A 22,504-nucleotide genomic window follows, 5' to 3' on the forward strand; every position below is an offset into this window, starting at 1 on the left:
ACTTACAACGGTGCGTCTGTGGCGTTCCCCGGGCCGCTCGAGCGCTACCAGCGTCGGACAAGCAGGCTCACCGGCCAACTGGGCGCGGTGGTCAAAGAGCTGCCCGGTCGGGCGGGTGCTCGGCTCTCGGCGTTCCTGGCTGTGGCGGTGTCCAGGTCCACGGCACTGCGATTGCTCATGCGGCTGCCGCTCCACCGCGGAGGGTCCCGCGCGTGGTGGGTGTCGATGATTACGCTTTCAAGCGCCGTTTCGCCCAGGCATCCACTCCCAGCACGGTGACCTGTGCGAACTCAGGGTCGGGCAGGGCTCGTATCAGCCGGATCATGGTGTCGGGGGACACAATGACGCCGAGCATGCTCAGCAGCCGGGAAGCGGCCCGGCCGATCAGCGCCAACGCCAGCCGTTCTAGCATGTGCTGCAGAAGCCGGGTGTTTCGTGCGTGCCTGTCGGCCAAGCCATTGATGGGCTCGGCGAACGTCCGGATTTTGCACGCCAGGTTCCCGCATTTCAGTCGCCGTACGGTGAGATCGATCAGGACCTGGCGCCCGCCGGCGGGTAGGTCCTGGAGCAACCGCCGGTAGTGGCCGTGTAGCCGGGTCGAGGGCTGCCCGCATCCCGGGCAGCTGATGGGTGTGCCACGGGTGCGTGCTTTGATCAGCACATAACCGCCGCGATCAATCGTTCCTCGACGACCGGCTCGGTCAGGTGGGGAAGAAAATCTGCAGGCAAGCTTGGCCCTGCCGGGGACCCGGCATGCTGCACAATGAACTCCGCGGCCGCTCCGTTGACGATCAAGTTCTTGGTCGAACCCGATCATCACGGAGCGGCCCGTACTCATGTGCGGCCCGTTATCCTATCGCGATCAATGCCAAGCGAGAGCCACGCCGCTGTCCGTGATCGCGGCACAAACTTTACGCCAGAGCCACGCGCACTTGGCCGTTGACACGTGGATCCAGGTTCAGTTATTGGTCACCGGGATCTTCATATCGTTGGACTTGTCGCGGACCGTCCGTTGGGCGAGCGGCCGCGTAAGACGCAACTGCACGGGGTAGGCGTACCCGATGTCTTTCGTGGGTCTCTCCTCCCAAGGCAGGACAGACTCACAGGGGTTTTCCACCCGGACGCCGACGACCACATGGGAAGCGGACTCGGTGACCTCCGTGTCCACGACCTTCTCACAAAAAGTGCCATCCTCGCGCTTGTCGCTGAATAGGAGCTCGGCCACGATGCTTTGCTGGTCGGCGGACACCTTGATCGAGGAAATCTGGTACCACTTCTCCTGGCCGCCGCATCCAGTTAGCGCCAGTAGCGCCAGCGATGCGAGGATCAGCAGGTTTCTTTCGGAGGATATCTTGTGAGACACGTTGGGAGGTCTTCTTCTAGAAGAGGGTGGGGAACTTACGCTTTTTGATGTCGCTGCCGATGTTCAGCTGGATGTCGTTGATTTCGGTGAACCATTCATTGCAGGGGCTCAGGAAGTTTCCTGTGGTTTTGCCCTTTATGCCGCCGAAGTGGATTCCTCGGGCGTAGGCGTAACCTTTCCATTTTCCATTGACTTTGAGATTGCGGATTGTGTAAACGGGCCCGCCCGAATCTCCTCCACTGGTACAATTGCCCGTCTTCGAGCCTTTGATGGTCAACTTAGCTACTTCGAGCTGGCCCTTTTCGTTCGTTGTCTTGAAGTTGTCCGTGTCGTACGCGGCGTCCACGACCCAGCCGCAGATCTCGCCGGTCGTGATGCCACCGGTACAGTAGCGGTCTCCCGGCACCGGTCCACGGGCATAGCGTCCCAGCACCGGGCGGACGGAGCTCGAGTTCTTGTCCCCGCCGAAGATCGACGCGGTGTGCAGGCGCGGGGACGCTACCTTGATCACCGATATGTCGCCGAGTGCCCAGGTGTATCCAGGAGGTCGCACAGTTCCGACACCGGTCCTGAAGGTGCTGCTCACGACCTGTCCGATGTTCGGGATGACCTTGTGAGCACTGTCCTCTGGATTGCAGTGCCCTGCGGAGAGCACGAGGTTCTCGCTCGCGGTGCCCCAGGCGAATCCGGTAGTGCATGTGCCGTTCTCGATGCCTACGTACTTGCTGCCGCCGTTGACCCAAGTGTCGCTGTCGTCCTGACGGTTGTTCGCCTGCTTGTCCGGAAGGCTGGCATTCGGACGGAGCCAGATCGCGACGGAGTTCACGCCATAACGCTGGGCAAGAGCCAGGCGCATCGCGGGAGACACGGCCGTCGCCTGCAACAGCACCATGTTGCGTTGCGGCCATCGGCGCGCAGAGAAGATCTTGTCGCTGTCGGGGAGTTGCGCGACGTCCAGTCGGAGTACTTCTTCGACAATGGCCGTCAGACGCGCAGCGCTGTTGGCCGCCATGGGGACCTGGGGCGTGAAAGTGTAGTTTTGCGTTTCGCCGGGGAGGTCGACGCCGTCCTCCGCGTCGTCCTGATAACCTCCGCCCTCACCCGGGAAGGCGGAGTCAGAGCCTCCGTAGCTGAGGAACGCGGTTCCGGACAAGGCTTGGGCGCCTATTTGCTGGCCGGCCGACGTGGCGGCGGGGATTACGACCCGTCCGGTGGCCAGGTCTACGATTGGCGGAGCCAGTGCGTCGGGGTTGGCCTTGACTCTCTTCTGCGCGTCGTTCACGGCATGCGCCTGCGCCTCCGCCATCGGGAGGCTGTCGGTGCCCCAACTGTCGGGTGCGGTGAAGACCTCGACACCGTCAGGACCTGCGGGATACAGGACCGTCGGTCCTTCGCTTGCCTGGTAGGTGACGGTGAGCTTGGGCGGCGATTGGGCGCTGGGGTGTTCGGAGGAAGCGAACTCCCGCCAGTTGTCGTCGCCGCTCGCTTCGTTGGCCGCCCGGAACTCCAGACCATGGTTCGCAGCACCCTCAGCCCATGCGCGGGCGATGTCGGTGATCGGCCAGTCAAGTGATCCGGGACCACAAACCGAGTCATATCCCCTGGCGACGGTCCGGGCTCCCTCATCGGTGGAGGACGGCTTTTTGTCCCAGTTTAGGTCATCTTTGTCCCAGTAGGAGGTGACCCTTCGCACCTGAATGCCGGCTCCGATGGCGCTGCTGCAACCGGGACCGTCGGTGTTCAGCATGGACACTTTCGCGTCCACGATGTTCTGCGATGTGATCGCCGTGACATTGAATTTGGCGAAGGCACGGTTGTTGAGGCCGAAAATGGTGCCCGCTGTCAGCCATGGGCGAGACGGATCCGCAGCTTGCCCGTCATCGGCGACGTCGACGTCCTGATCGAGCGACAGCCCGAGTCCCGAGGTGATGGTGAGTGGGTAGACGGTCTTCGGATCGGACAGAACAGCCGGGTCCGGGGAGATGGCCAGAATTTGCTTGCCGGCAGTGGGCTCGGTCACCGACGCTTTCACCCGAGAGTTCTTCGCCGTTCTCGCCGCTTGCTCGCCCGGCCGTGCTTCTCTCAAGGCCGCTTTATATGCGACAGCCACCTTCTGCCCGACCCGATCGAAGAGGTAGAGCTGGCCATCCTTCTGCGAACCCAATTGCAGACCTGTGGTCTGAACGGGTATCGAGAGCTTGAACGAGGCCGTTGGCCGCTGGCGCAGGACGACTTCCTGGCGGAACCCCGTCGCCAGAGCGGTGATTACCAAATCCGTGCCAGGTCCCGCGGCGTCTGCGTACGTGGCGCGGTTGCCAGTGACCGTCGGACGGGGCAGCCTCATGGGCCAGTTCAGTGCGATCGACTGATCATTTGTCGGGCTGAACCGCGCGAGGACCTCGTTGCCTCCTGCGGAGAGCTCGAGACTTGCCTTCGTGACTTTGGGCGTGAGTACGCCATCTTTTTCGACCAGCGTCGGGTCGATCCAGGACCATGCTCCATTCGCCTGCTTGACTCGTACTGGCTGGGACCATGTTTCGACCACCATGCGGCCGTCCGGTTGACGCGTGGCCCGCATCGATTCCGTGGCGGCACCGAGCATTTCAGTTGGACGATCCGGTGTTTCGTCCACGAGATAAGGAGAAGCCTGAGCCCAGGCAGGAGGTGGGGTCACGGCGATACAACTCGCCAAGAGTGCTCCCGAAACTGCAGTGTGTAACAGAAGGCGCCCGGATAAGCGCATAGGCGATCCACACTCCATTCGTGATCTTGTAAAGGCCGTCGTCATGCTACATGCGAATCATTGGCTAGGCAATCTTGTGGAAATCCGCGATTTCTTATATAGGTTGAATAGCCGCTGTGCTTGTATGTGGGCGGAAAATGACGTAGGAACGGGTTCGCCTTCAGCGCACGTCCACGGCGTCTCTCTTTGAACGCCCCGGGGCTGAGCCAGGTTCTACGGCTTGATTTCTCGTGATCGGTTCTCGGTCCGATCCTCGAGCAGGGCCGCTCCTGCGGGTCAAAGGCCTAGTTTCGAGGCGGCCGCCGTGTTCGGGTCGCGGCTTGTTCATGGGTAGCAGGTCGGAGACAGGGTGGGCACTAGAGCGACGCCGGTGATCGGCGAGGGTCGTCCAGCAGGGCGGCATCGCGGTGATTGCCGCCTTGAGCTTGGGGTCCAGTATGGCGATGATGGCGAAACGGGCAACGTGCTCGTGGCAGGCGGCCACCGCCTCGGCGGCATAGAACGCGCTGTCGCCCCGTACCATCAGCGTGCCGTCGCTCTGTTGGCACGCGCCAGAGGAATAGACTTGCGCAGCAGGGATGTGGCAATCCGCCTGCGGAGGCCACCGACTCCATCGGACGCCGTCGCGAGCTCCCTGCGGTCAGGAGGCGGCTCGCCAAGTCCCGCCTGGAACAGGCCGGTGGGGCCCGGAGGGGGCGGCAAGGCGCGTCTGACACTGCGGACGGCGGGCGCTCGCGGGCATGGGTTCGCCCGAGTTCAGCTCAAATCCCCGCTCGCCACATCCACGGAGATGCGAACGAGGGCAACCTGCTCCGCCGCACGGACGGGCGGGTGATCCTGCTCGACTTTGAGGCTTTCGCGTTCGGACCTCGCGAGTGAGATCTCAGCAGCGGTGTAGGCATCCCCTTCAGGGGCTTCCGGTGGGTGGCGCGAGGGGGAGGCACAGGCTGTGGACGCCTACGGCTTCGACGTCATCGAGTGGGCCGGCTTTCACACCCCGCACCGCATGGGTGAGGTCACCATGACCACGTGGCTTATGCAGAACGTGGAGGAAAGTCCCGACGTCCCGGCCGCGCTCGATCGTCGCGCGTTTCGCTAGGGCATGACGTCCTGCCGCGCGTCTGGCGGCCCTTCTGAGGGACCAGCAGCTCGGGCCAGCTTGATTGAGAATCGCTCACTTTCGCGTCTCAATGGGCTAGGCCTGCCCAGGTCGGCATCCCTCACCAAGACGAGCTTCAATGAGAACGGACAGCCAGTGTTCGCGATTGACGTTCGCTATGTGTCTGGTAACGGAGTGTCGCGTACCCGATAAGGCTGTTTTCCGTTTTGTGATAATCGTTCGTCTTGTCGGATAGGTCGGAATTCCTTACGTTGATCACCGGATGATGATCGGCTCCGAGCCGCGCGGGGAGAACGTGGGTCTCGCCGCGGCGGAGAGCGAAGGTTGGCGCCTTGCTGGCGTCCTTCGTTGTGGTTCGGAGTGTGGTGACGCATGCGTCGGGTCTCGTCATGGCGGCGTTCGGTTGGAACGATCTTTGCGCTCGCGGGTCTGGCGCCTAGTCTGCTCGTCTTGCAGGCGTCACCGGTTGTGGCGGTCTCTGAGGTCGGCGCCGTGGGCGATGGCGGCTCTTCGTCGATGGTGCCGGAGCAGATGGTTGGGTCGGCCGCGGGATTGCCGTCGCTGTTGCCCACCACGCAGGTGCCGGCGGCGCTGGCGGCTTCGGATGGGTGGCGATCTGACGTGCAGGCGCCTGAGGGGGCGGTGCCACGCGAGGACCGGACTTTGGATTCGGCGACGGCCGAGTCCAAGCAGGACAGTCTCCCGGCGGGGGTGGCCAGGGCGGAGGCGGCGGAACGTTCCGTGCTGGCCGTGCCGGGGTTGGTGGATGTCTATCCCAAGCAGGGGTATCTGGTCGATTCGCTGACGCCGACGTTGCGGGCGTGGGGGCAGAGCAACAACGGCGGTTCTGCGTTGTCGTATTCGTTCAAGGTGTGCGATGTCGAGACGATGTCCGGCACCGGGTGTACGTCGGGATCTGCGGCGGGCAACGGCAACAGCTGGAAGGTCCCGGCGAGCAAGCTGGCGTGGGGCAAGCAGTACTGGTGGACGGTCACCGTCAAGGACTCCCTGGATTCGTCGACCACGACCTCGCCGGTGTTGACGTTCGTGACGGGGGTGCGGCAGCCGGCGGTGACCTCGGGGCTGGCCAATCGTGGTGTTGACGGGCATGAGTTCGATCAGCAGACGGGCAACTACACCACCACGTCCACCGATTTGACGGTGGCGACGGCGGGGCCGCCGTTGTCGGTGACGCGTACCTACAACAGCATGAATCCGCGGACGGACGGGATGTTCGGTGCGGGCTGGTCGACGCGCTGGGACATGAAGGTCGTCAAGGAGGTGCGCGGCACTTCGACGTCGGCGCTGGTGACCTACCCGGACGGGCGGCAGGTGCGGTTCCGGGCAAACGGGGATGGCACGTTCCAGCCGCCGCCCGGCATGTACGCGACGCTGGCCGAGCAGAGCGGCGGCACGTGGCGGTTGATGGACAAGATGGCCGCCAATTACCGCTTCGATGCCGCTGGTCGGTTGACGTCGATCACTGATGGGCGCGGCCGCGGGCAGGAGTTGACCTACGACACGGCGGGGAAGCTGGCCAAGGTGACCGGTGTCGGGGGCCGGTCGTTGACGTTCACCTGGCAGGGGAGCCAGGTGGCGTCGATCTCCAGCGATCCGGTGGACGGCAAGGTGCTGACCTGGTCGTATGGCTATGACGGTGGCAGGTTGACGCAGGTGTGCGCGCCGGTGGCGGCGCCGAACTGCACCTCTTATGAGTACGGTGGCGGGTCGCTGTATCGCAGCAGCGTGCTCAACTCCGACCCGTTCGGCTACTGGCGGCTCGGTGAGGCGTCGGGCACGAGCGGGGAAGACCTGGGCACGGGTGCCGGGGACCTGACCTACCAGGGCATCACCTTGGCCCAGCCCGGTGCGCTGTCCGACACCACCGACACCTCGGCCACGTTCAAGGCTGGCTCGGTGGTGAAGTTGCCCTCCAACACGATCCCGCACCTGGGGGATCAGTTGTCGGTGGAGGCGTGGTTCAAGACCACCCAGTCCGGCGTGATCATGGCGGCGGGCACCACCGAGAACAGCAGCCTGGCGCGTGGGGCGATGCTGTACGTGGGCACCGATGGAAAGCTGCGGGGCTCGCTGGACGCGGTGATGACCCCGATCACATCCGCTGCGGCGGTGAACGAGGGTCAGTGGCATCATGTGGCGCTGACCGTGGCCGGGCAGGCTCAGACGCTGTACCTGGATGGCCAGCAGGTCGGCACCATGACCGGGACGGCGACCGGGTGGCGCACGTACGCCACCATCGGCAACGGCGTCACCGACCCGGCCAAGTCCCCGGCGGTGCCCGCGAGTGTGGGGGCGTTCCCGTTCCAGGGCCAGCTGGATGAGGTCGCCCTGTACGGCCAGCCGCTGACCGCGGCCGAGGTGGCGGGCCACTACGCCGCCCGCAACGGTGCGCCGTTCAAGCTCGCCAAAGTCACGCTGCCGTCCGGCCGGCTCTGGGCGAGCAACACCTACGACGACAAGAGCGACCGGATCGCCACCCACGTCGACAACAACGGCGGCACCTGGAAGATCGGCGCCATCGCCACCGAACAGCAGTCCGGCGAGGCACAGGTGACCGTGACCGACCCGAACAACAAGCCGCTCAAGTACCTGTACGATGCCTGGCGCGGCTATCGGATCCGCGGTGAGACCGACCAGCGCAACTACACCACCTGGCACGAGTACGACCAGGCGGGCTTCCTCAACAAGGTGATCGACCGCAACGACATCGCCAACGAGATCTACCAGGACAAGCGCGGCAACACCCTCGGCAGGCAGTACTGCCGGGCGCCGGGCGAGTGCGCGATCGAGTTCTGGACCTACTACCTCAACCCGAACGATCCGTTCGACCCGCGCAACGACCAGGTGACGGCCTACCGCGACGGCCGCTCAGGCGGCGACACCGACAACACCTACGCCACCAAGACCGACTACAACACCTTCGGTGAGCAGACCAAGCAGACCACCCCGGCCACCACGGACTTCCCGCAGGGCCGCTCGATCAGCACCGCCTACACCGACGGCAGCGAGCCCGCGATCGGCGGCGGCACCACCCCGGCCGGTCTGGTGAAGACCAAGACCGACGCGCGCGGCAGCCAGTGGAGCTACCGCTACACCGCGGCAGGTGACCTGGCCGAGCAGAGCGACCCCGAAGGCCTGGTCACCAAGCTGGACTACGACCCGCTGGGCCGCATGACCGCCAGCACCCGCGTCTCTCAGGCGGTCCCGAACGGCGCCAAGACGACCTTCACCTACGACGATCGCGGCCGTCTGCTCACCAGCACCGTCCCCGCAGTGAAGAACGAGCTCAGCAACGTCACGCACACCGCGCAGACCAGCACCACCTACGACCCGGACGGCAACACGCTGACGCAGACGATCGCTGACCTGACCGGCGGCGATCCGGACCGCGTCACCACCTACACCTATGACACGCACGGCCGCCAGGACTCCATCACCAACTCGGAGGGCGGCATCGCCCGGCAGGACTGGAACCAGCTCGGCCAGCCCATCCGGACCACTGACGCGCGCGGCACGGTGATCGAGCAGGGCTACAGCGAGCGTGGCGAGCTGATCTCCAGCACGCTGAAGGGCTGGACCGACAGCCCGGTCAACCCACAGACGGCCAAGGACGTGCTGCTGGAGACCCGCGGCTACGACCCGGGCGGTCGCCTGACATCCAGTGTCGACGTGATGGGTCGCAAGACCACCAACAAGTACTGGATGGACAACCGGCTACAAGAGCAGATCGCGGTCGGCGCCAGGCTGAACAGTTCCACTGCCACGCCGCGCGATGTGGTGGTCAAGGCCGAGGAGTACGACGCGGCCGGCAACCTGACCGAGCAGATGACCGGCAGCGGCAAGATCCACACGACCTTCAGGTACGACGCGGCCAGCAGGCTCACCACCCAGGTGCTGGACCCGGACAAGCTCGGCCGCGCCACCGATTTCGGTTACGACGCCAACGGCAACATCACCAAGACCACGCTGACCGCCGCCGGCGCCAGCCGCACCGAGACCACCAGCTACGCCTACAACAAGCTCAACCAGCCCACCAAGCAGACCGTCGAGAACGGTACCCAGGACATCATCTCCACCACCGGCTACGACGATCGCGGCCTGGTCACCTCCACCACCGACCCGCGCGGCAACGCCGACGGGGCCAACGCCGCCGACTACACCACCACATTGCGCTACGACGCGCTGGACCGGCTGGTCGAGACCACCGCCCCCCAGGTGCAGGTGGACAAAAACGGCACCGCAGCCCAGGCGCGCCCGTCTACCATGGTCGGCTATGACGTGGTGGGTAACCAGACGCACCAGCGCGACGCCGAGGGGCGCGCCTTCGTCTCCACTTTCGACAAGGCGGGCCGGTTGACCAGCACCAGCGCGCCGACGTACACCCCACCGGGCGGCAGCGCGATCACCTCGACCATCCGGCACGCCTACGACGCGGCGGGGCAGCGCAAGACCACCACCGACCCGAACGGGTACGTCACCTCCTACGACTATGACCAGCTCGGCCGCCAGGTCCGCGTCACCGACCCCGCCCCCGACGGCCAGAGCGCGGGGACCTGGGTGAGCGAATACGACATGGCCGGGGAAAAGCTGGCCGGCATCGACCCGACCGGCGCGCGCAGCCAGGCCACGTATGACGACCTGGGCCGGCAGATCACCGCCACGCAGATTGAGCGCAAGCCTGCCACCGCCAGCTACACCACCACGATGGAGTACGACGACGCGGGCCGGCTGCTCAAGCAGACCGCCCCGGGCCAGGGCAACAAGGTCACCAGCTTCACGGTCAACGCGGCCGGTGAAACCACCACGGTCACCGATCCACTGACCAACACCACCACCACGGACTACGACCTGGCCGGACGCTTGACCAAGGTCACCGATCCGAACGGCAATGTCAGTACCGCTGACTACGACCTGGCCGGCCGCAAGACCGCCGTCGAAGACCTGAACACCGCTGGCGTTGTGCAGCGCACCTACGGCTACGGCTACGACCTTGCGGGCAACCCGATCAGCACCACCTCCCCCGAAGGCCACATCACCAAGCAGACCTTCGACGCGCTGAACCGTGCCACCTCACTCATCGAACCGGTCTCGGCCGGCGATCAGATCACCACCAGCTTCGGCTACGACGCCACCGGCGCCCGCACCCGCATCACCGACGGCCGCGGCAACGCCACCTGGACCAGCTACAACAGCCTCGGCCTGGCCGAAACGGTGATCGAACCGGCCACCACCGCGCACCCGGACCTCACCGACCGCACCTGGACCCAGATCTACGACGCGGCCGGCAACCAGAAAGCCACCCTCCAGCCCGGCGGGGTACGCATCGACCGCACCTTTGACCACCTCGGCCGTCTAACCAACGAGACCGGCGCGGGCGGCGGCGCCGCTACTGCCGAGCGCACCTTCGGCTACGACCTGGCCGGCCGCCGCACCACTGCCGGCGACCTGAGCGTCGACTACAACGACCGCAGCCTGCCGCTGTCCATCAAGCGTGGCGCCACTCAGCAGACCGGCTATAGCTACGACGAGCTCGGCAATCCCCTCCAACGTGTCGACGCGGCTGGCACGGCCACCTTCACCTGGGACAAGAGCAACCGCCCGGCCACCGCCACCGACCCGGTCACCGGCCGGAAGATCACCTACGGCTACGACAAGTACAACCTGGCCTCGCTGACCGCCACGACCGGCACCACCACGGTCGACACCCAGATCTTCACCTACGACAAGTTGAACCGGCCCGAAACCCAGACTCTGCGCAAGGGCACCAGCACCGGCACCCAGCTCGCGAAGATCACCTACGGGTGGGACAAGGACGACAACCTCACCAGCAAGATCACTGCGGGCACCGCCGGGGCGGGCACCAACACCTACGGCTACGACCACGCCGGACGCTTAACCTCCTGGACCGCACCCGGCGGCGCCGTCACCGCCTATGAATGGGACAAGGCGGGCAACCGCACCAAGGCCGGCACCGCGACGTTCACCTACGACGAACGCAACCGCCTGACCAACGGCGACGGCACCGACTACGCCTACACCCCGCGCGGCACCCTGGCCAGCCAGACCAAGGCCGGCGCCACCACCGCCTACACCTTCGACGCCTTCGACCGGCTCATCGCCGACGGCGACAGCCTCTACAGCTACGACGCTCTCGACCGCCTCACTTCCCGCATCCGCGGCACCGCCAAGCAGACCTTCGCCTACTCCGGGCTCGGCAACGACCTGGCCGCCATCACCGACAGCGGCGGCGCCGTGCAGGCGACATACGGCCGCGACCCCGGCGGCGCCCTGCTCGGCCTCAAGGAAGGCGCGAGCGTAGCGGCGGCGACGCTAAGCGACCTGCACGGCGACCTGGTGGCCACCTTCACCAGCAGCCTGCAGACTTCCACTGCCTACGACCCGTTCGGCACCGCCATCGCCCAGACCGGCACCAAAACGCAGCTCGGCTACCAGGGCGAGTACACCGACCCGGACACCGGCAAGGTCAACATGCACGCCCGCTGGTACCAACCCGGCACCGGCAACTTCACCAGCCGCGACACCGCTACCCTCAACCCCAGCCCATCCGTCCAGGCCAACCACTACACCTACGCCAACGCCTCACCCCTCACAGGCGTCGATCCCACCGGCCACGCCACTGTCATCACCGACGGCGTCGGTGGAGTTGGGCTTACCCCCACATACGCCGGATCGGCAGTGGGAGGAGTCTGGGGCACCCCCTACGGACCCGTCCGGGACGACTACGAAATCGGTGGCTGCACCGTTTGTTTCGGTGCTGGAGAAGCAATTGTCGATCCGAGCTACCTTCGGATGCGCGAGGTGGAGAACGAAAAGAGATTCTGGGCCGGGGAAGACGAACTTAAGAGATTGGGTTGGAAAATCATGCCCAACGGCCGACCCGTCGACCAGCCCAACTTCTGGTTCGCCAGCGAAAAAGTACAGAACGAATACATGTCCAACTGGTCACCCACAATGACTGATGAGCAGCTGGCCTTCAGCTGGGTATCGGCCGGTGGCCTGGAGAGTTTCAAAGCGATGGAGAGGGCGGCTAAGGAAAACCCACACGACTCAAGGCTTGGTGAATGGCGAAATATGCAGAAGGTTGCGGCGAAGCTCAATGCCGGTCAGGCGGGTAGTCGCGCGGTAGCCGCCCCGAATGGCAGCTCCGCATCTCGCTACAAGTACTACGGTGCGTATGAACAAGTCGTGAGATATTGGCGAGATATTGAGTCCGCCGCCGCTAATCACCATATCAATAAAAACGTCCTCGCAGCTGTCATCATATGGGAAAGCGCGCACGCCAGGGAGGGAACCGGTCGAATGGGTGCGGAGGCGGCTAAGACAAAAGACCATTTGATTGACGGCTACAAAGGCTGGGGTGCGTCTATCGGTATCACTCAGCTTGAAATCTACAAAGCTCGAATGATGCTCATAAAGTACTACTACAAAGAAAGGGACTGGGGCAAGGCAACGCTCGGACAGGTTACTGATCAGCTCCTGCATGCACCTCGGGCCATACAATTGGCTGCGGCATGGATGGAATATCTGAAGCAGAATGTCTGGTATGAAAATAAGGATGGCAGCAGGCATAATCTAACAGACAGGGAAGCCGCCGAAGCCTATTGTGGTTGCTCCGGGGTGACGGTCGACAATCCGCTAGGCGGTTATCCGTTACTGTCGTTCAAGAAATATAAGGATTGGAAGGAGACGGGATACCTCGATCGCAAAGACTCAACTAGCGTTGTCAATCGCCAGAGGGATCTGGAACATCTATGGAGCAATGGATCTGTCGAAGAATTCTGGAGGTGTGGTCGCGCTGCATGCTGGACAAGCAGATGATTTGAATGTAGGTCTACCAAGGGTCTGAAGGGAGATCTCGTGCGGCAACGCCGACGTGGCAGGTTGGCCTTAGCTCTGTTCGGGGTCATTATCTTAGCTGCAGGATGCGGATCACCGCGAACGTTTCAGGTGGCCCCGGCTGTTCTCGACAATGTACGTGGAATCGGCTCTGTAGTGGAGGAGACAAGCAGCCAGGCTGCCGTAGACGGTGGGATTGAAATTACGCGCACGCTGGTAGTAGATGTTGAGGCTGCGGATGCAAAGGACGCACTCAACGCGGCAGTCGAACGTCTCCGAAAGCGCGAATGGGAAATTCTGGCCGAGAATCGGCCAGTGAAGATATTGATGAAATCAAACAAGTGGGACAAGGCTCACTTGAGTATCGCCACCCTCGATCCGGAGAAGTCCGAGACCGCTCCAGATCCTAAGATTGCAGAAAAGATATTAACCAAGAAAAAGCCTCTTATCGTTATAGATGTATATGAGTACAATTGAGCGTTATATGCGATGACCCTAAGTTCGTTGAGCGTAGCCATTGCGTGAACGGCGTGTGGATCGTGCCGCTCACCCCCGGCAGCCCCCGTTGGCCCTCACGTCAGTGCTGGTCAGGGCGTGGATCAAGCTGGCTATCCGGCCCACGGTCAGAGCATGCGTGGCCGGGGAAGGGGCGCGAAACCCCCGCCAGTTGGCCCGCGGCACCCGTGTTCCCGCTGTGAACGTAATGCCAGGCCATGGTAGTGCTAATCGTGAGATCGGCGGTCAGGCACGCGCAGGTGTCGCTGTTACGAAGGTGGGCCAGCGCCTGCAACTTCTGCGAGCTGGGTCTAAACGTCGCCACCGAAAGTGCTGCAAAAGCATGATCATAAGTGGTACCCCATCGAGTATGAGTGCCTCATGCCACCGGGTCGCACAAGCCGCCTGAGGATCCGACGGGCCCGGTCACAGTTTTCCGATTGGCACTGACTGTCCCGACCGACACCCTCCCCCATACGGACGGCGGTTTTCGTTTGCTCTTGGAAGCTACGACGTCAGATCATCCGATTCGATGAAGGTGACGGCCACTGGACCGTCTCGGAGCTTCTCGACGGTCCTTGACATCGGAAAACGAGCTGACACAAATATGGTGACCAGCGGTGAAATGCGGATTGCGGTGACCGGTCCCGCAACCACGGCCTCCGGACGGGCGGTCAAGGCGTCCTTGGTCAGAACCGCAGGGATGCCGGACGCCGACTACGAGGGCGACATCGCGGCGACCCGGCAGACGGTCGATGACGAGATGAGGACTGCGTAGTGCTGCCAGAGCGGGCCGGTCGCTACTGGTTCAGCTCGTGTCGCCGCCGTTCGTTGTACGCACGCATCCAAGGCGGACGGCCCAGGATCTGCACGTCATACACCGGCAGGGCGAGGACATGCCGACCGTCAGTGTGTCAGCGCGGCGCCCAGTCAGCGGATCATGTCGGCCTCGCAGGGGTTGACGTGCACGCATTCGGTGATGGCTGCTCCGATGATGTCGTCCACCTGGGAGACGAAGTCGATCGGTCGCTGTGGCTGTGTGCCGTTAGGCTCCGGTACCAGGTCGCGCCGAAGACGGTGGGTTCGAAGGTGTCCAGGTCGATGCGTGCGTACACGGGGCCGCGCAGACCGTCGAACGCACGCTCCGGGTCGTCGACGCCGTATCTGCGCGATCCGATCTTCGCGCGGTGCTGATTCACAATCAGAGAACCACCTGCCGGCGCAGGGTGCCCACGGCAGGACCGGCCCTTTGTCGCAGCGGTGCCCACGGCGAGGCCAGCCTTTCGGCGATCCGGGGCATATGACAGCCCATCGCCACGATTCCTAGCTGATCATGACGAGGTGGCCGGATTGCGGAAATGTTGCCGGGAGATGTCTTGTGGCTCGGACGACCGACGTCGTAGCCTGTCGGGACTTGCGATTGATACGCATCGACGAATCCTCCAGGGAGGTGTCATGGCGGCGTTCACCAGCAAGGACGTCGCGCGTATCGCCGGTGTCTCGCAAAGCACCGTGTCCTATGTGATGACCGGCAAGCGACCCATTTCCGAGCGCACGCGGCAGCGGGTCCTGGACGCGATGGCACAGCTCACCTACGAGCCGCACGCCGGCGCCCGGGCTCTCGCGGGACGCCGCACCCGAGTGGTCGGTCTGGTGGTGCGCTTCGGGGCCGGGGGCGATGCCTTCGGGTTGCTGCCGTTCATCGAGACCATCGCCAGCTCGGCCCGCGCCCACGATCACGAGGTTCTGCTCGTGACCGCGGACGAGGGCTCCGCGGGTCTGCGGCGTCTCGCCGGACGGGCCCTGTGTGACGCGATCATCATGATGGACATCGAGGAGCAGGACGAGCGGGTCCCGGTGGCCGCCGCGCTGTCCGTTCCTGTGGTGCTCATCGGTGTGCCGGCCGACCCGGCCGGGCTGCACTGCGTCGACCTCGACTTCGAGGCGGCGGCCCGGATGGCGGTTGAGGAGCTGGCCGACACCGGCCACGACGAGATCGTCGTAGTGGGTTACCCGGCCGCGGCGATGGAGCGTGGACTCAACTACGTCGGCCGCTTCCTGCGATCGGTGCGGCGGCAGGCGCAGGTGCGCGGCCTTCCGTTGACGGTGATCGAACCGGTCGACCATGGGCAGGAGGCCGCCGCGGCCGATCGGCTCCTCGCCCGGCGGACCGGCGAGCGTCTCCGAGCGGTGGTGCCGCACGGCGACGACGCCTGGCAGACCGGCGGGCGTCTCGGAGTGGTGGTGCCGCACAGCGACGCGATCATGCCGCTGCTGACCGCACTGCGGAAGAAGGACGTCGTGCCGGGTCGTGACATCTCCCTCATCGGACTCAGTTCCGACCGTTGGGCCGAGCAGTCCGATCCGCCGTACACGAATATCTCCGTGGAACCGCGCGACGTCTCCCGGCGCGCGATGGAGACGCTGTTCTGGTTACTCGATCCGAGTTCCGGGGTGGAACGTCCCGCAATCGACCTGGTCGCGCCACGACTCACCCGGCGTACGACCGTGATGCCTACTCCCTCCAACTGATCACCGACAGGCTCGGCCAGCGATATGCATCGTCGATGCGTATCGACGGACACTTGTACAACCGACGTCGATGCGTATCGACGAATCGATTCACCCGGAAATTTCCGTATCCGAAAGGACGCGACATGATCCGCTCCCCCCGCACCCCCCGTTCCTCCCGATCCCGCCGAGCCCAGGCCGCCCTCGCCTCGATGTTCACCCTGTCTCTCGCAGTCACCGCCTGCGGCGGCGGCTCGAACGGCGGCTCCAACAGCGGCGGCGACTCCTCGACCCTGCGGGTGCTCGACTACTACAACAACGACCCGAGCAAGGCGGTCTGGCAGAAGGCCATCGACGCCTGCGGCAAGCAGGCCGGTGTCACCATCCAGCGCGAGGCGGTGCCCGGCGCGACCCTGATCCAGAAGGTGCTCCAGCAGGCGTCCTCGCGGACCCTTCCGGACGTCCTGATGCTGGACAACCCCGATCTGCAGCAGATCGCCCAGACCGGCGCCCTCACCCCGCTGAACGACCTCGGGCTCAAGGCCGACGGGTACGTGGAGGGCGTGGTCAGCGCCTCGACGTACAAGGACAAGCTCTACGGCCTGCAGCCGATCACCAACACCATCGGGCTGTTCTACAACAAGGACCTGCTCGACAAGGCGGGCGTGACGCCCCCGACGACCTGGGCGGAGCTGAGGACGGTGGCCAAGAAGCTGACCTCCGGCGGCACGTACGGGCTGGCGTTCTCGGCACCGGCGAACTACGAGGGCACCTGGCAGTTCCTGCCGTTCATGTGGTCCAACGGCGGTGACGAGAAGAACATCGCGACGCCGGAGACCGCGCAGGCCGTGCAGCTGTGGGTCGATCTGATGAACGACGGCTCGGTGTCGAAGTCCGCTCTCAACTGGACCCAGGCGGACGTCAACGACCAGTTCCGGGCGGGCAAGGCCGCGATGGCGGTCAACGGGCCGTGGCAGTTCCCCGCGTTGGACGAGGACAAGAGCGTCAAGTACGGGGTGGCGCAGATCCCGGCACCGGCCGCGGGCAAGCCGATCGTCGCGCCGCTCGGCGGTGAAACGTGGACCGTGCCGCAGACCGGGAACAAGGACAAGCAGGCCAAGGCCGCCAAGGTCGTCGCCTGTCTCAACTCGGACGACAACCAGCTCAGCCTCGCCAAGGGCACCCAGACCATCCCCACCAAGAAGGCGCTGCTGGAGAAGTTCAGCTCGAGCAACCCGAACATGGCCGGTTTCGTGGACCAGATCCCGACCGCGCGGGCCCGCACCGGTGAACTCGGCGCGGACTGGCCCAAGGCGGCCACGAAGATCTACACCGCGTTCCAGTCCGCGCTGACCGGCCAGGCCGCACCGGCCAAGGCTCTGGAAACGGCCCAGAATGGTTGAGCACCCACAACAGTCCACGATGGAACGTCAGGCAGATCCACCACCGCCGGTGACCGTGGCGGATGACAGGACCGTTGCCGGACCCCGCTTCTGGCACTCGCTCCGCTTCCAGACCCGCGCGGCGCAGGTGCTGTTCCTGGCCCCCGCCGTGATCTACATGGTGGCGTTCTTCGGTTATCCGATCGTCAAGAACTTCGTGATGGCCTTCCAGGAGTACTCGACGAGCACCTTCTACACCGGCGAGGCGCCGTGGGTCGGGTTGGCCAACTACTCCGCGGTGGTGTCCTCCCCGGTGTTCGGCAAGGCCATGCTGAACACCGTCCTGTTCACCGCCGGCTCGATCGCCGGGCAGTTCGTCATCGGTCTGGCCCTGGCGATGTTCTTCCGGCGCCGCTTCCCGCTCAGCGGTGTGCTCCGGTCGTTGATCCTGCTGCCGTGGCTGATCCCGCTGATCGCCTCCGGCGCGGTCTGGCGGTGGATCCTCGACAAGGACAACGGCGCGCTCAACCGGTTCCTGGCCGCCATCGGGGTGGCGAGCGACCACCCCGGCTGGCTGACCAGCACCTCACTGGCCCTGGTGGCGGTGATCATGGTGAACATCTGGATCGGCATCCCGTTCAACCTGACCATCCTCTACGGCGGGCTCCAGGACATCCCGGAGGACCTGTACGAGGCGGCCGCGCTGGACGGGGCGGGGGGCTGGCAGCGGTTCCGATATGTGACCTGGCCGTTGCTGCGTCCGGTGGTGAGCGTCGTGCTGGTGCTCGGCGTGGTCTACACGATCAAGGTGCTGGACGTGATCCTGGCGCTGACCGGCGGCGGGCCGGCCAACGCCAGCCAGACCATCGCGACGCAGTCGTACCACCTGTCGTTCCAGCAGTTCGACTTCGGTCAGGGTGCCGCGCTCGGCAACATCCTGATCGCGATCTCCTTGGTGTTCGCCATCTTCTATCTGCGCGCCAACCGGCGTGCCGTGGACGAGTGAGGCCGTCATGACCACCACCACAAGGCGCACCCGGGCCGGCTGGGGCAGCACTGTCGCCGGGATCGTCATCCTCGCCGTTCTGCTGTTCCCGATCTATTGGATGGTCAACGTCTCGTTGCAGCCGGGCGGCTCGGCGGTCGGCACCCCGTGGCTGCCGTTCGACTTCAGTTTCGACGGCTACGCCACCGCGCTCGGCCAGCAGGGCCGCAACCTGGTCACGAGCCTGGTCGTCGCCCTCGGCTCGGTCGTGTTCAGCCTGCTGATCGCGATGCCGGCGGCCTACGCCCTGGCGCAGTTCAAGATCCGCTTCGTGGGCGCGTTCCTCTTCGGGATCCTGATCTCGCAGATGATCCCGGGGATCGTCATCGCGAACGCGCTCTACACCGCCTACAACGACCTGGGACTGCTCAACTCGATCCCGGGCCTGATCCTCGCCGACTCGACCGCGGGCATCCCGTTCGCGATCCTGATCGTCCGCGCGTTCATGATCAACATCCCGCGGGCAGTCCTGGAGGCCGGCCGGGTCGACGGGGCCGGTCACGTCCGGACGTTCGTCTCCATCGTGCTGCCGATGAGCCGCAACGCGCTCATCACCGCCGCCCTGTTCACCTTCCTCTTCTCCTGGGCGGACTTCCTGTTCGCCCTCACCCTCACCACGACCGAGGATGTGCGCCCGGTGACGCTCGGGCTCTACACCTACATCGGGACATATGTGAACGACTGGAGCTCGGTCATGGCCACCGCCGTGCTCGCCTCCATCCCGGCCATCGTCCTGCTCGTCGTCGCCCAGCGCTACGTCGCCGCGGGCACGACGGCAGGCGCGGTCAAGTAAATCCCCCAGCAGAAAAGGTTCGACATGACAAACGGAACTGCCGGCCCGCTGCGTGTGACGGTGTGGGGCGAGAACCGTCACGAGCAGATCGAGGAGCACGTGGCGAAGATCTATCCGAAGGGCATGCACACGACGATCGCGGAGGGCATCGAGGAGAACCTCGCCGACGGGTGCGTCGTCCGTACCGTCACCCTGGACGACCCGGAGCACGGGCTGACCGAGGAGGTGCTGGCCGACACCGACGTGCTCACCTGGTGGGGTCACGCGGCGCACGACGAGGTGGCCGACGAGGTCGTCGAGCGTGTCCACCGGCATGTGCTGTCCGGGATGGGGCTGGTCGTGCTGCACTCCGGGCACTGGTCGAAGATCTTCACCAAGCTCATGGGTACGAGTTGCACCCTGCGCTGGCGTGACGAGCACGACCGTGAGCTCATCTGGACGGTCGACCCCACGCACCCCATCGCCAAGGGCGTGCCGCACCCGCTGATCATCGACGAGGACGAGATGTACGGGGAGTTCTTCGACATCCCGGCACCGGACGAGCTCGTGTTCGTCAGCTCGTTCAGCGGCGGGGAGGTGTTCCGCAGCGGCTGCACGTTCCGCCGGGGCCACGGCAAGATCTTCTACTTCCGGCCGGGGGACCAGGCATACCCCACCTACCACCACAAGGACGTGCGCCGGGTCATCGCGAACGGCGTCGCCTGGGCCCGCACCGACCGGCCGGAGCGGAGCCATCCCGTGCTCCTGAGGTACGCGACCGAGGAGTTCTTCCAGGGCAAGGGCTACACGGGGCCGCTCCAGTGAGCTTCCGGACGATCCCCTCCAGCCCGGCGGATCCGCTCCGCGTGGTCATCGTCGGCGCCGGCGGCATGGGCCGGGCCTGGCTGTCCACCGTCACCGACTCGCCAGAGGTGCTGCTCACCGGCATCGCCGACCTGAACGTGGCGCTGGCCCGGGAGGTCGCCGACTCGGCCGGCCTGCCGGACCTCCCGGTCGGCGCCGACGCCGTCGCCCTCGCCCGGCAGACCGGCGCCCAGGCGCTGATCAACGTGACCATTCCGGAGGCGCACCACCCGGTGACCACCGAGGCGTTGTTCGCCGGTCTGCCGGTGCTCGGTGAGAAACCGGTCGCGGAGAACGTGAGCCGGGCGCTGTCCATGGCCGCCGCGGCCGAGGTCACCGGCGAACTGTTCATGGTCAGCCAGTCCCGCCGCTGGAACCCGCAGCTCGCCGCGCTGCGGGGGATGACCGCACGGCTCGGCGCGATCGGGACGGTGAGCACGGCGTTCTTCCGGTCCGAGCGGTTCGGCGGGTTTCGCGATCTGATGGCGTACCCGCTGCTCATCGACATGGCGATCCACGCTTTCGACTCGGCGCGTTTCCTGCTCCGGGCCGAGCCGGTGACGGCGTACTGCCAGTCGTACAACCCGCCGTGGAGCTGGTTCGCGGGGGACGCCAACGCGACCGTGGTGTTCGAGATGGACGGCGGGACCCGGTACGTCTACAACGGCAGCTGGTGCAGTCCCGGCGACATCACCTCGTGGAACGGGAGCTGGCGGGTCAGCGGTGAGAAGGGCACCGCGCTCTGGGACGGCGACCACGAGCCGGTCCTCGACGCCGAGGTGGACGCCGGTGAACCGGCCGGCCCGCCGTACTCCGGGATCGCCGGCGCCTTGCAGGTGTTCACGCGGGCGCTCCGGACCGGGGAGCCGCCGTCCGGCGAGGTGCACGAGAACGTGATGAGCCTGGCGATGGTGGAGGCGGCGGTGCGGTCGGCGACGAGCGGCCGGATCGAGCGCCTGGACGACGTGCTCGAACGGGCCCACACGCAGGCGCTGCGGGAGGAGACCCGGACGGACGTACGGGAGGCTCTCGCCGGATGGTCCTCGGTACGTGACGTGCTGGCCGGCGCCGAGCGAGTGGAGACGTGATGACGGGGGCTTGTGACGGCTACTGGTTCTCCTCGCGACGCCGCCGTTCGTTGTACGCGCGCATCCGGGGTGGGTAGCCCATGATCTGAACGTCGTACACCGGCAGGGCCAGGTCGCGGGCGACCTTGTGGATCACGGCGGGGGAGCCGACCCGGCGGCGGGTCCACTCGCCGTCGTCGGCCACGGCGACGGCCGTGGTGTCGGTCGCGAAGGTTTCGGGTTCGACGAAGAACTCGACGCCTCGCCGCGATTTGGCGAAGGCGATGAGGGCCTCGATATCGGCGTCAGTGGCTTCCCGGTCGAACTTCGCGATTTTGGAACCGCGCAGCCGCCGAATGCCGTAGCGGTCTCGCCATCTCATGAGTCCTTTTTATACCGCCAAACGGTCACGCGCGTCGGGGTGATCTAGGGGACACCTCGGGGATTCTCCCGATGGCCATGATGACGTGCGGCGGTCAGTATGGAGGGAGACTGCACGAATCTAAGGAGAGGCATGGCTGTTATGGCTGGGGTACCCACACACCGGGGCCCGGGACAGGTGCCGCCGGCTCACCTGCGCGTCACCAACCAGGACCGTGAGCACGTGGTCGAGCACGTTCAGGCGGCTTACGCGGAGGGGCGTTTCGACAAGCTCGAGTTCGACGACCGGCTGGAGCGCGCGATGACCGCGCGTACGCACGGTGATCTGATGCCCATCATGGCGGAGCTGTACGGCACGAGTGCCATCCCCAGGATTCGCCCCATGCCCGCGCCGGTTCGCCCCGAGGCGGCGCCGGAGAGCAACGAACGGCTCGGGGCTTCGGCGGCTCATCTGCTGACGCTGGTGGGGTTCCCGGTCATCGGGCCGTTGATCCTGCTGCTGACGGGCGGCAAGACCTCGCCCTACATTCGACGGCACGCGTTGGAGGCCCTGAACTTCCAGCTCACGGTGGTGGGGGCGACGTTCCTGCTGCCGTTCACCATCATCGGTGTCGTGCTTCTCCCCTTCATTTGGGTGGCGGCGGTCGTGCTGTCCATTGCCGGTGGCATTTCGGCGCTCTCGGAGAACCCGTTCCGCTATCCAATGACGGTTCGCCTGGTGAAGTAACGCCTGGTCAGGCTCCTGGGCGGGTTGTCGTTTCGGGCTCGTGCCGCCGGCTGACGTCAATGCGTGTGTTGACGCCAGCCGACTGTACGAGCCGTCGCGCTTATGTCTGCCGGAGACCACTGGTGGGTACGTCGATTCGGCGAGGGGCTGACGCTA

General features: G+C 65.2%; 16 protein-coding genes and 1 pseudogene. 13 read left to right on the forward strand and 4 right to left on the reverse strand.

Annotated features, from left to right (window positions below; translation table 11 throughout):
- Positions 1–27 precede the first annotated feature (27 nt).
- Positions 28–263, forward strand: a pseudogene (locus tag ACGFJ2_RS37290) (ISL3 family transposase); the annotation flags it as partial.
- On the opposite strand, the gene ACGFJ2_RS37295 reads toward ACGFJ2_RS37290, so the two are convergent.
- The 3 genes from ACGFJ2_RS37295 to ACGFJ2_RS37305 all read right to left on the reverse strand — a co-directional run bounded on the left by ACGFJ2_RS37295 (position 230) and on the right by ACGFJ2_RS37305 (position 3,995).
- Positions 230–838, reverse strand: coding sequence for a transposase family protein (locus ACGFJ2_RS37295; RefSeq protein WP_393476570.1), 609 nt, complete (start codon positions 836–838; stop codon positions 230–232). The pseudogene ACGFJ2_RS37290 and the gene ACGFJ2_RS37295 sit on opposite strands and share 34 nt — an antisense overlap.
- 120 nt (positions 839–958) lie before the next feature.
- Positions 959–1,363 (reverse strand): hypothetical protein, encoded by a 405-nt coding sequence (locus tag ACGFJ2_RS37300; protein ID WP_393476573.1) that lies wholly within the window; start codon positions 1,361–1,363, stop codon positions 959–961.
- Positions 1,364–1,379: 16 nt separating this feature from the next.
- Positions 1,380–3,995 (reverse strand): DNRLRE domain-containing protein, encoded by a 2,616-nt coding sequence (locus tag ACGFJ2_RS37305; RefSeq protein ID WP_393476576.1) that lies wholly within the window; start codon positions 3,993–3,995, stop codon positions 1,380–1,382.
- Between the two features lie 723 nt (positions 3,996–4,718).
- Here ACGFJ2_RS37305 and ACGFJ2_RS37310 point away from each other — a divergent pair.
- From ACGFJ2_RS37310 to ACGFJ2_RS37360, 11 genes are all read left to right on the forward strand, one after another.
- The gene (locus ACGFJ2_RS37310) at positions 4,719–4,985 is read left to right on the forward strand and encodes a phosphotransferase (protein WP_393477137.1); all 267 of its coding nucleotides are present in this window, start codon (positions 4,719–4,721) and stop codon (positions 4,983–4,985) included.
- A gap of 70 nt (positions 4,986–5,055) precedes the next feature.
- Positions 5,056–5,205 (forward strand): hypothetical protein, encoded by a 150-nt coding sequence (locus tag ACGFJ2_RS37315; RefSeq protein ID WP_393476578.1) that lies wholly within the window; start codon positions 5,056–5,058, stop codon positions 5,203–5,205.
- Between the two features lie 471 nt (positions 5,206–5,676).
- Complete coding sequence (locus ACGFJ2_RS37320) at positions 5,677–13,086, forward strand: LamG-like jellyroll fold domain-containing protein (protein ID WP_393476581.1); 7,410 nt, start codon at positions 5,677–5,679, stop codon at positions 13,084–13,086.
- A 39-nt stretch (positions 13,087–13,125) separates the two neighbouring features.
- Entirely contained in the window at positions 13,126–13,581 is a 456-nt protein-coding gene (locus ACGFJ2_RS37325; RefSeq protein ID WP_358181426.1) for a hypothetical protein, read from the forward strand.
- Between the two features lie 643 nt (positions 13,582–14,224).
- The gene (locus ACGFJ2_RS37330) at positions 14,225–14,377 is read left to right on the forward strand and encodes a hypothetical protein (RefSeq protein WP_358181429.1); all 153 of its coding nucleotides are present in this window, start codon (positions 14,225–14,227) and stop codon (positions 14,375–14,377) included.
- 677 nt (positions 14,378–15,054) lie between these two features.
- On the forward strand, positions 15,055–16,131 hold the full coding sequence (locus ACGFJ2_RS37335) for a LacI family DNA-binding transcriptional regulator (protein WP_358181431.1): 1,077 nt from the start codon (positions 15,055–15,057) through the stop codon (positions 16,129–16,131).
- A 125-nt stretch (positions 16,132–16,256) separates the two neighbouring features.
- A complete protein-coding gene (locus ACGFJ2_RS37340) occupies positions 16,257–17,513 on the forward strand; it encodes an extracellular solute-binding protein (protein WP_393476586.1) in 1,257 nt (418 codons plus the stop codon).
- Between the two features lie 19 nt (positions 17,514–17,532).
- Positions 17,533–18,498, forward strand: a complete 966-nt coding sequence (locus ACGFJ2_RS37345) for a carbohydrate ABC transporter permease (RefSeq protein WP_393476589.1) — start codon at positions 17,533–17,535, stop codon at positions 18,496–18,498.
- A gap of 7 nt (positions 18,499–18,505) precedes the next feature.
- Positions 18,506–19,330: a carbohydrate ABC transporter permease gene (locus tag ACGFJ2_RS37350; RefSeq protein WP_357940037.1), complete on the forward strand. Its 825-nt coding sequence runs from the start codon at positions 18,506–18,508 to the stop codon at positions 19,328–19,330.
- Positions 19,331–19,354: 24 nt separating this feature from the next.
- The gene (locus ACGFJ2_RS37355; protein ID WP_357940039.1) at positions 19,355–20,134 is read left to right on the forward strand and encodes a ThuA domain-containing protein; all 780 of its coding nucleotides are present in this window, start codon (positions 19,355–19,357) and stop codon (positions 20,132–20,134) included.
- Positions 20,131–21,261, forward strand: coding sequence for a Gfo/Idh/MocA family protein (locus ACGFJ2_RS37360; RefSeq protein ID WP_393476593.1), 1,131 nt, complete (start codon positions 20,131–20,133; stop codon positions 21,259–21,261). Before ACGFJ2_RS37355 ends, ACGFJ2_RS37360 begins: the two co-directional genes overlap by 4 nt.
- Before the next feature lie 19 nt (positions 21,262–21,280).
- On the opposite strand, the gene ACGFJ2_RS37365 is transcribed toward ACGFJ2_RS37360, so the two are convergent.
- The gene (locus ACGFJ2_RS37365; protein ID WP_357940043.1) at positions 21,281–21,622 is read right to left on the reverse strand and encodes a hypothetical protein; all 342 of its coding nucleotides are present in this window, start codon (positions 21,620–21,622) and stop codon (positions 21,281–21,283) included.
- Between the two features lie 141 nt (positions 21,623–21,763).
- Between ACGFJ2_RS37365 and ACGFJ2_RS37370 the strand changes: the two genes are divergently transcribed.
- Entirely contained in the window at positions 21,764–22,348 is a 585-nt protein-coding gene (locus ACGFJ2_RS37370; protein ID WP_393477140.1) for a DUF1707 and DUF4870 domain-containing protein, read from the forward strand.
- Positions 22,349–22,504: the final 156 nt, after the last annotated feature.

Origin of the sequence: Nonomuraea sp. NPDC049028 (genome assembly GCF_043197735.1) — a bacterium.
Classification (GTDB): domain Bacteria; phylum Actinomycetota; class Actinomycetes; order Streptosporangiales; family Streptosporangiaceae; genus Nonomuraea.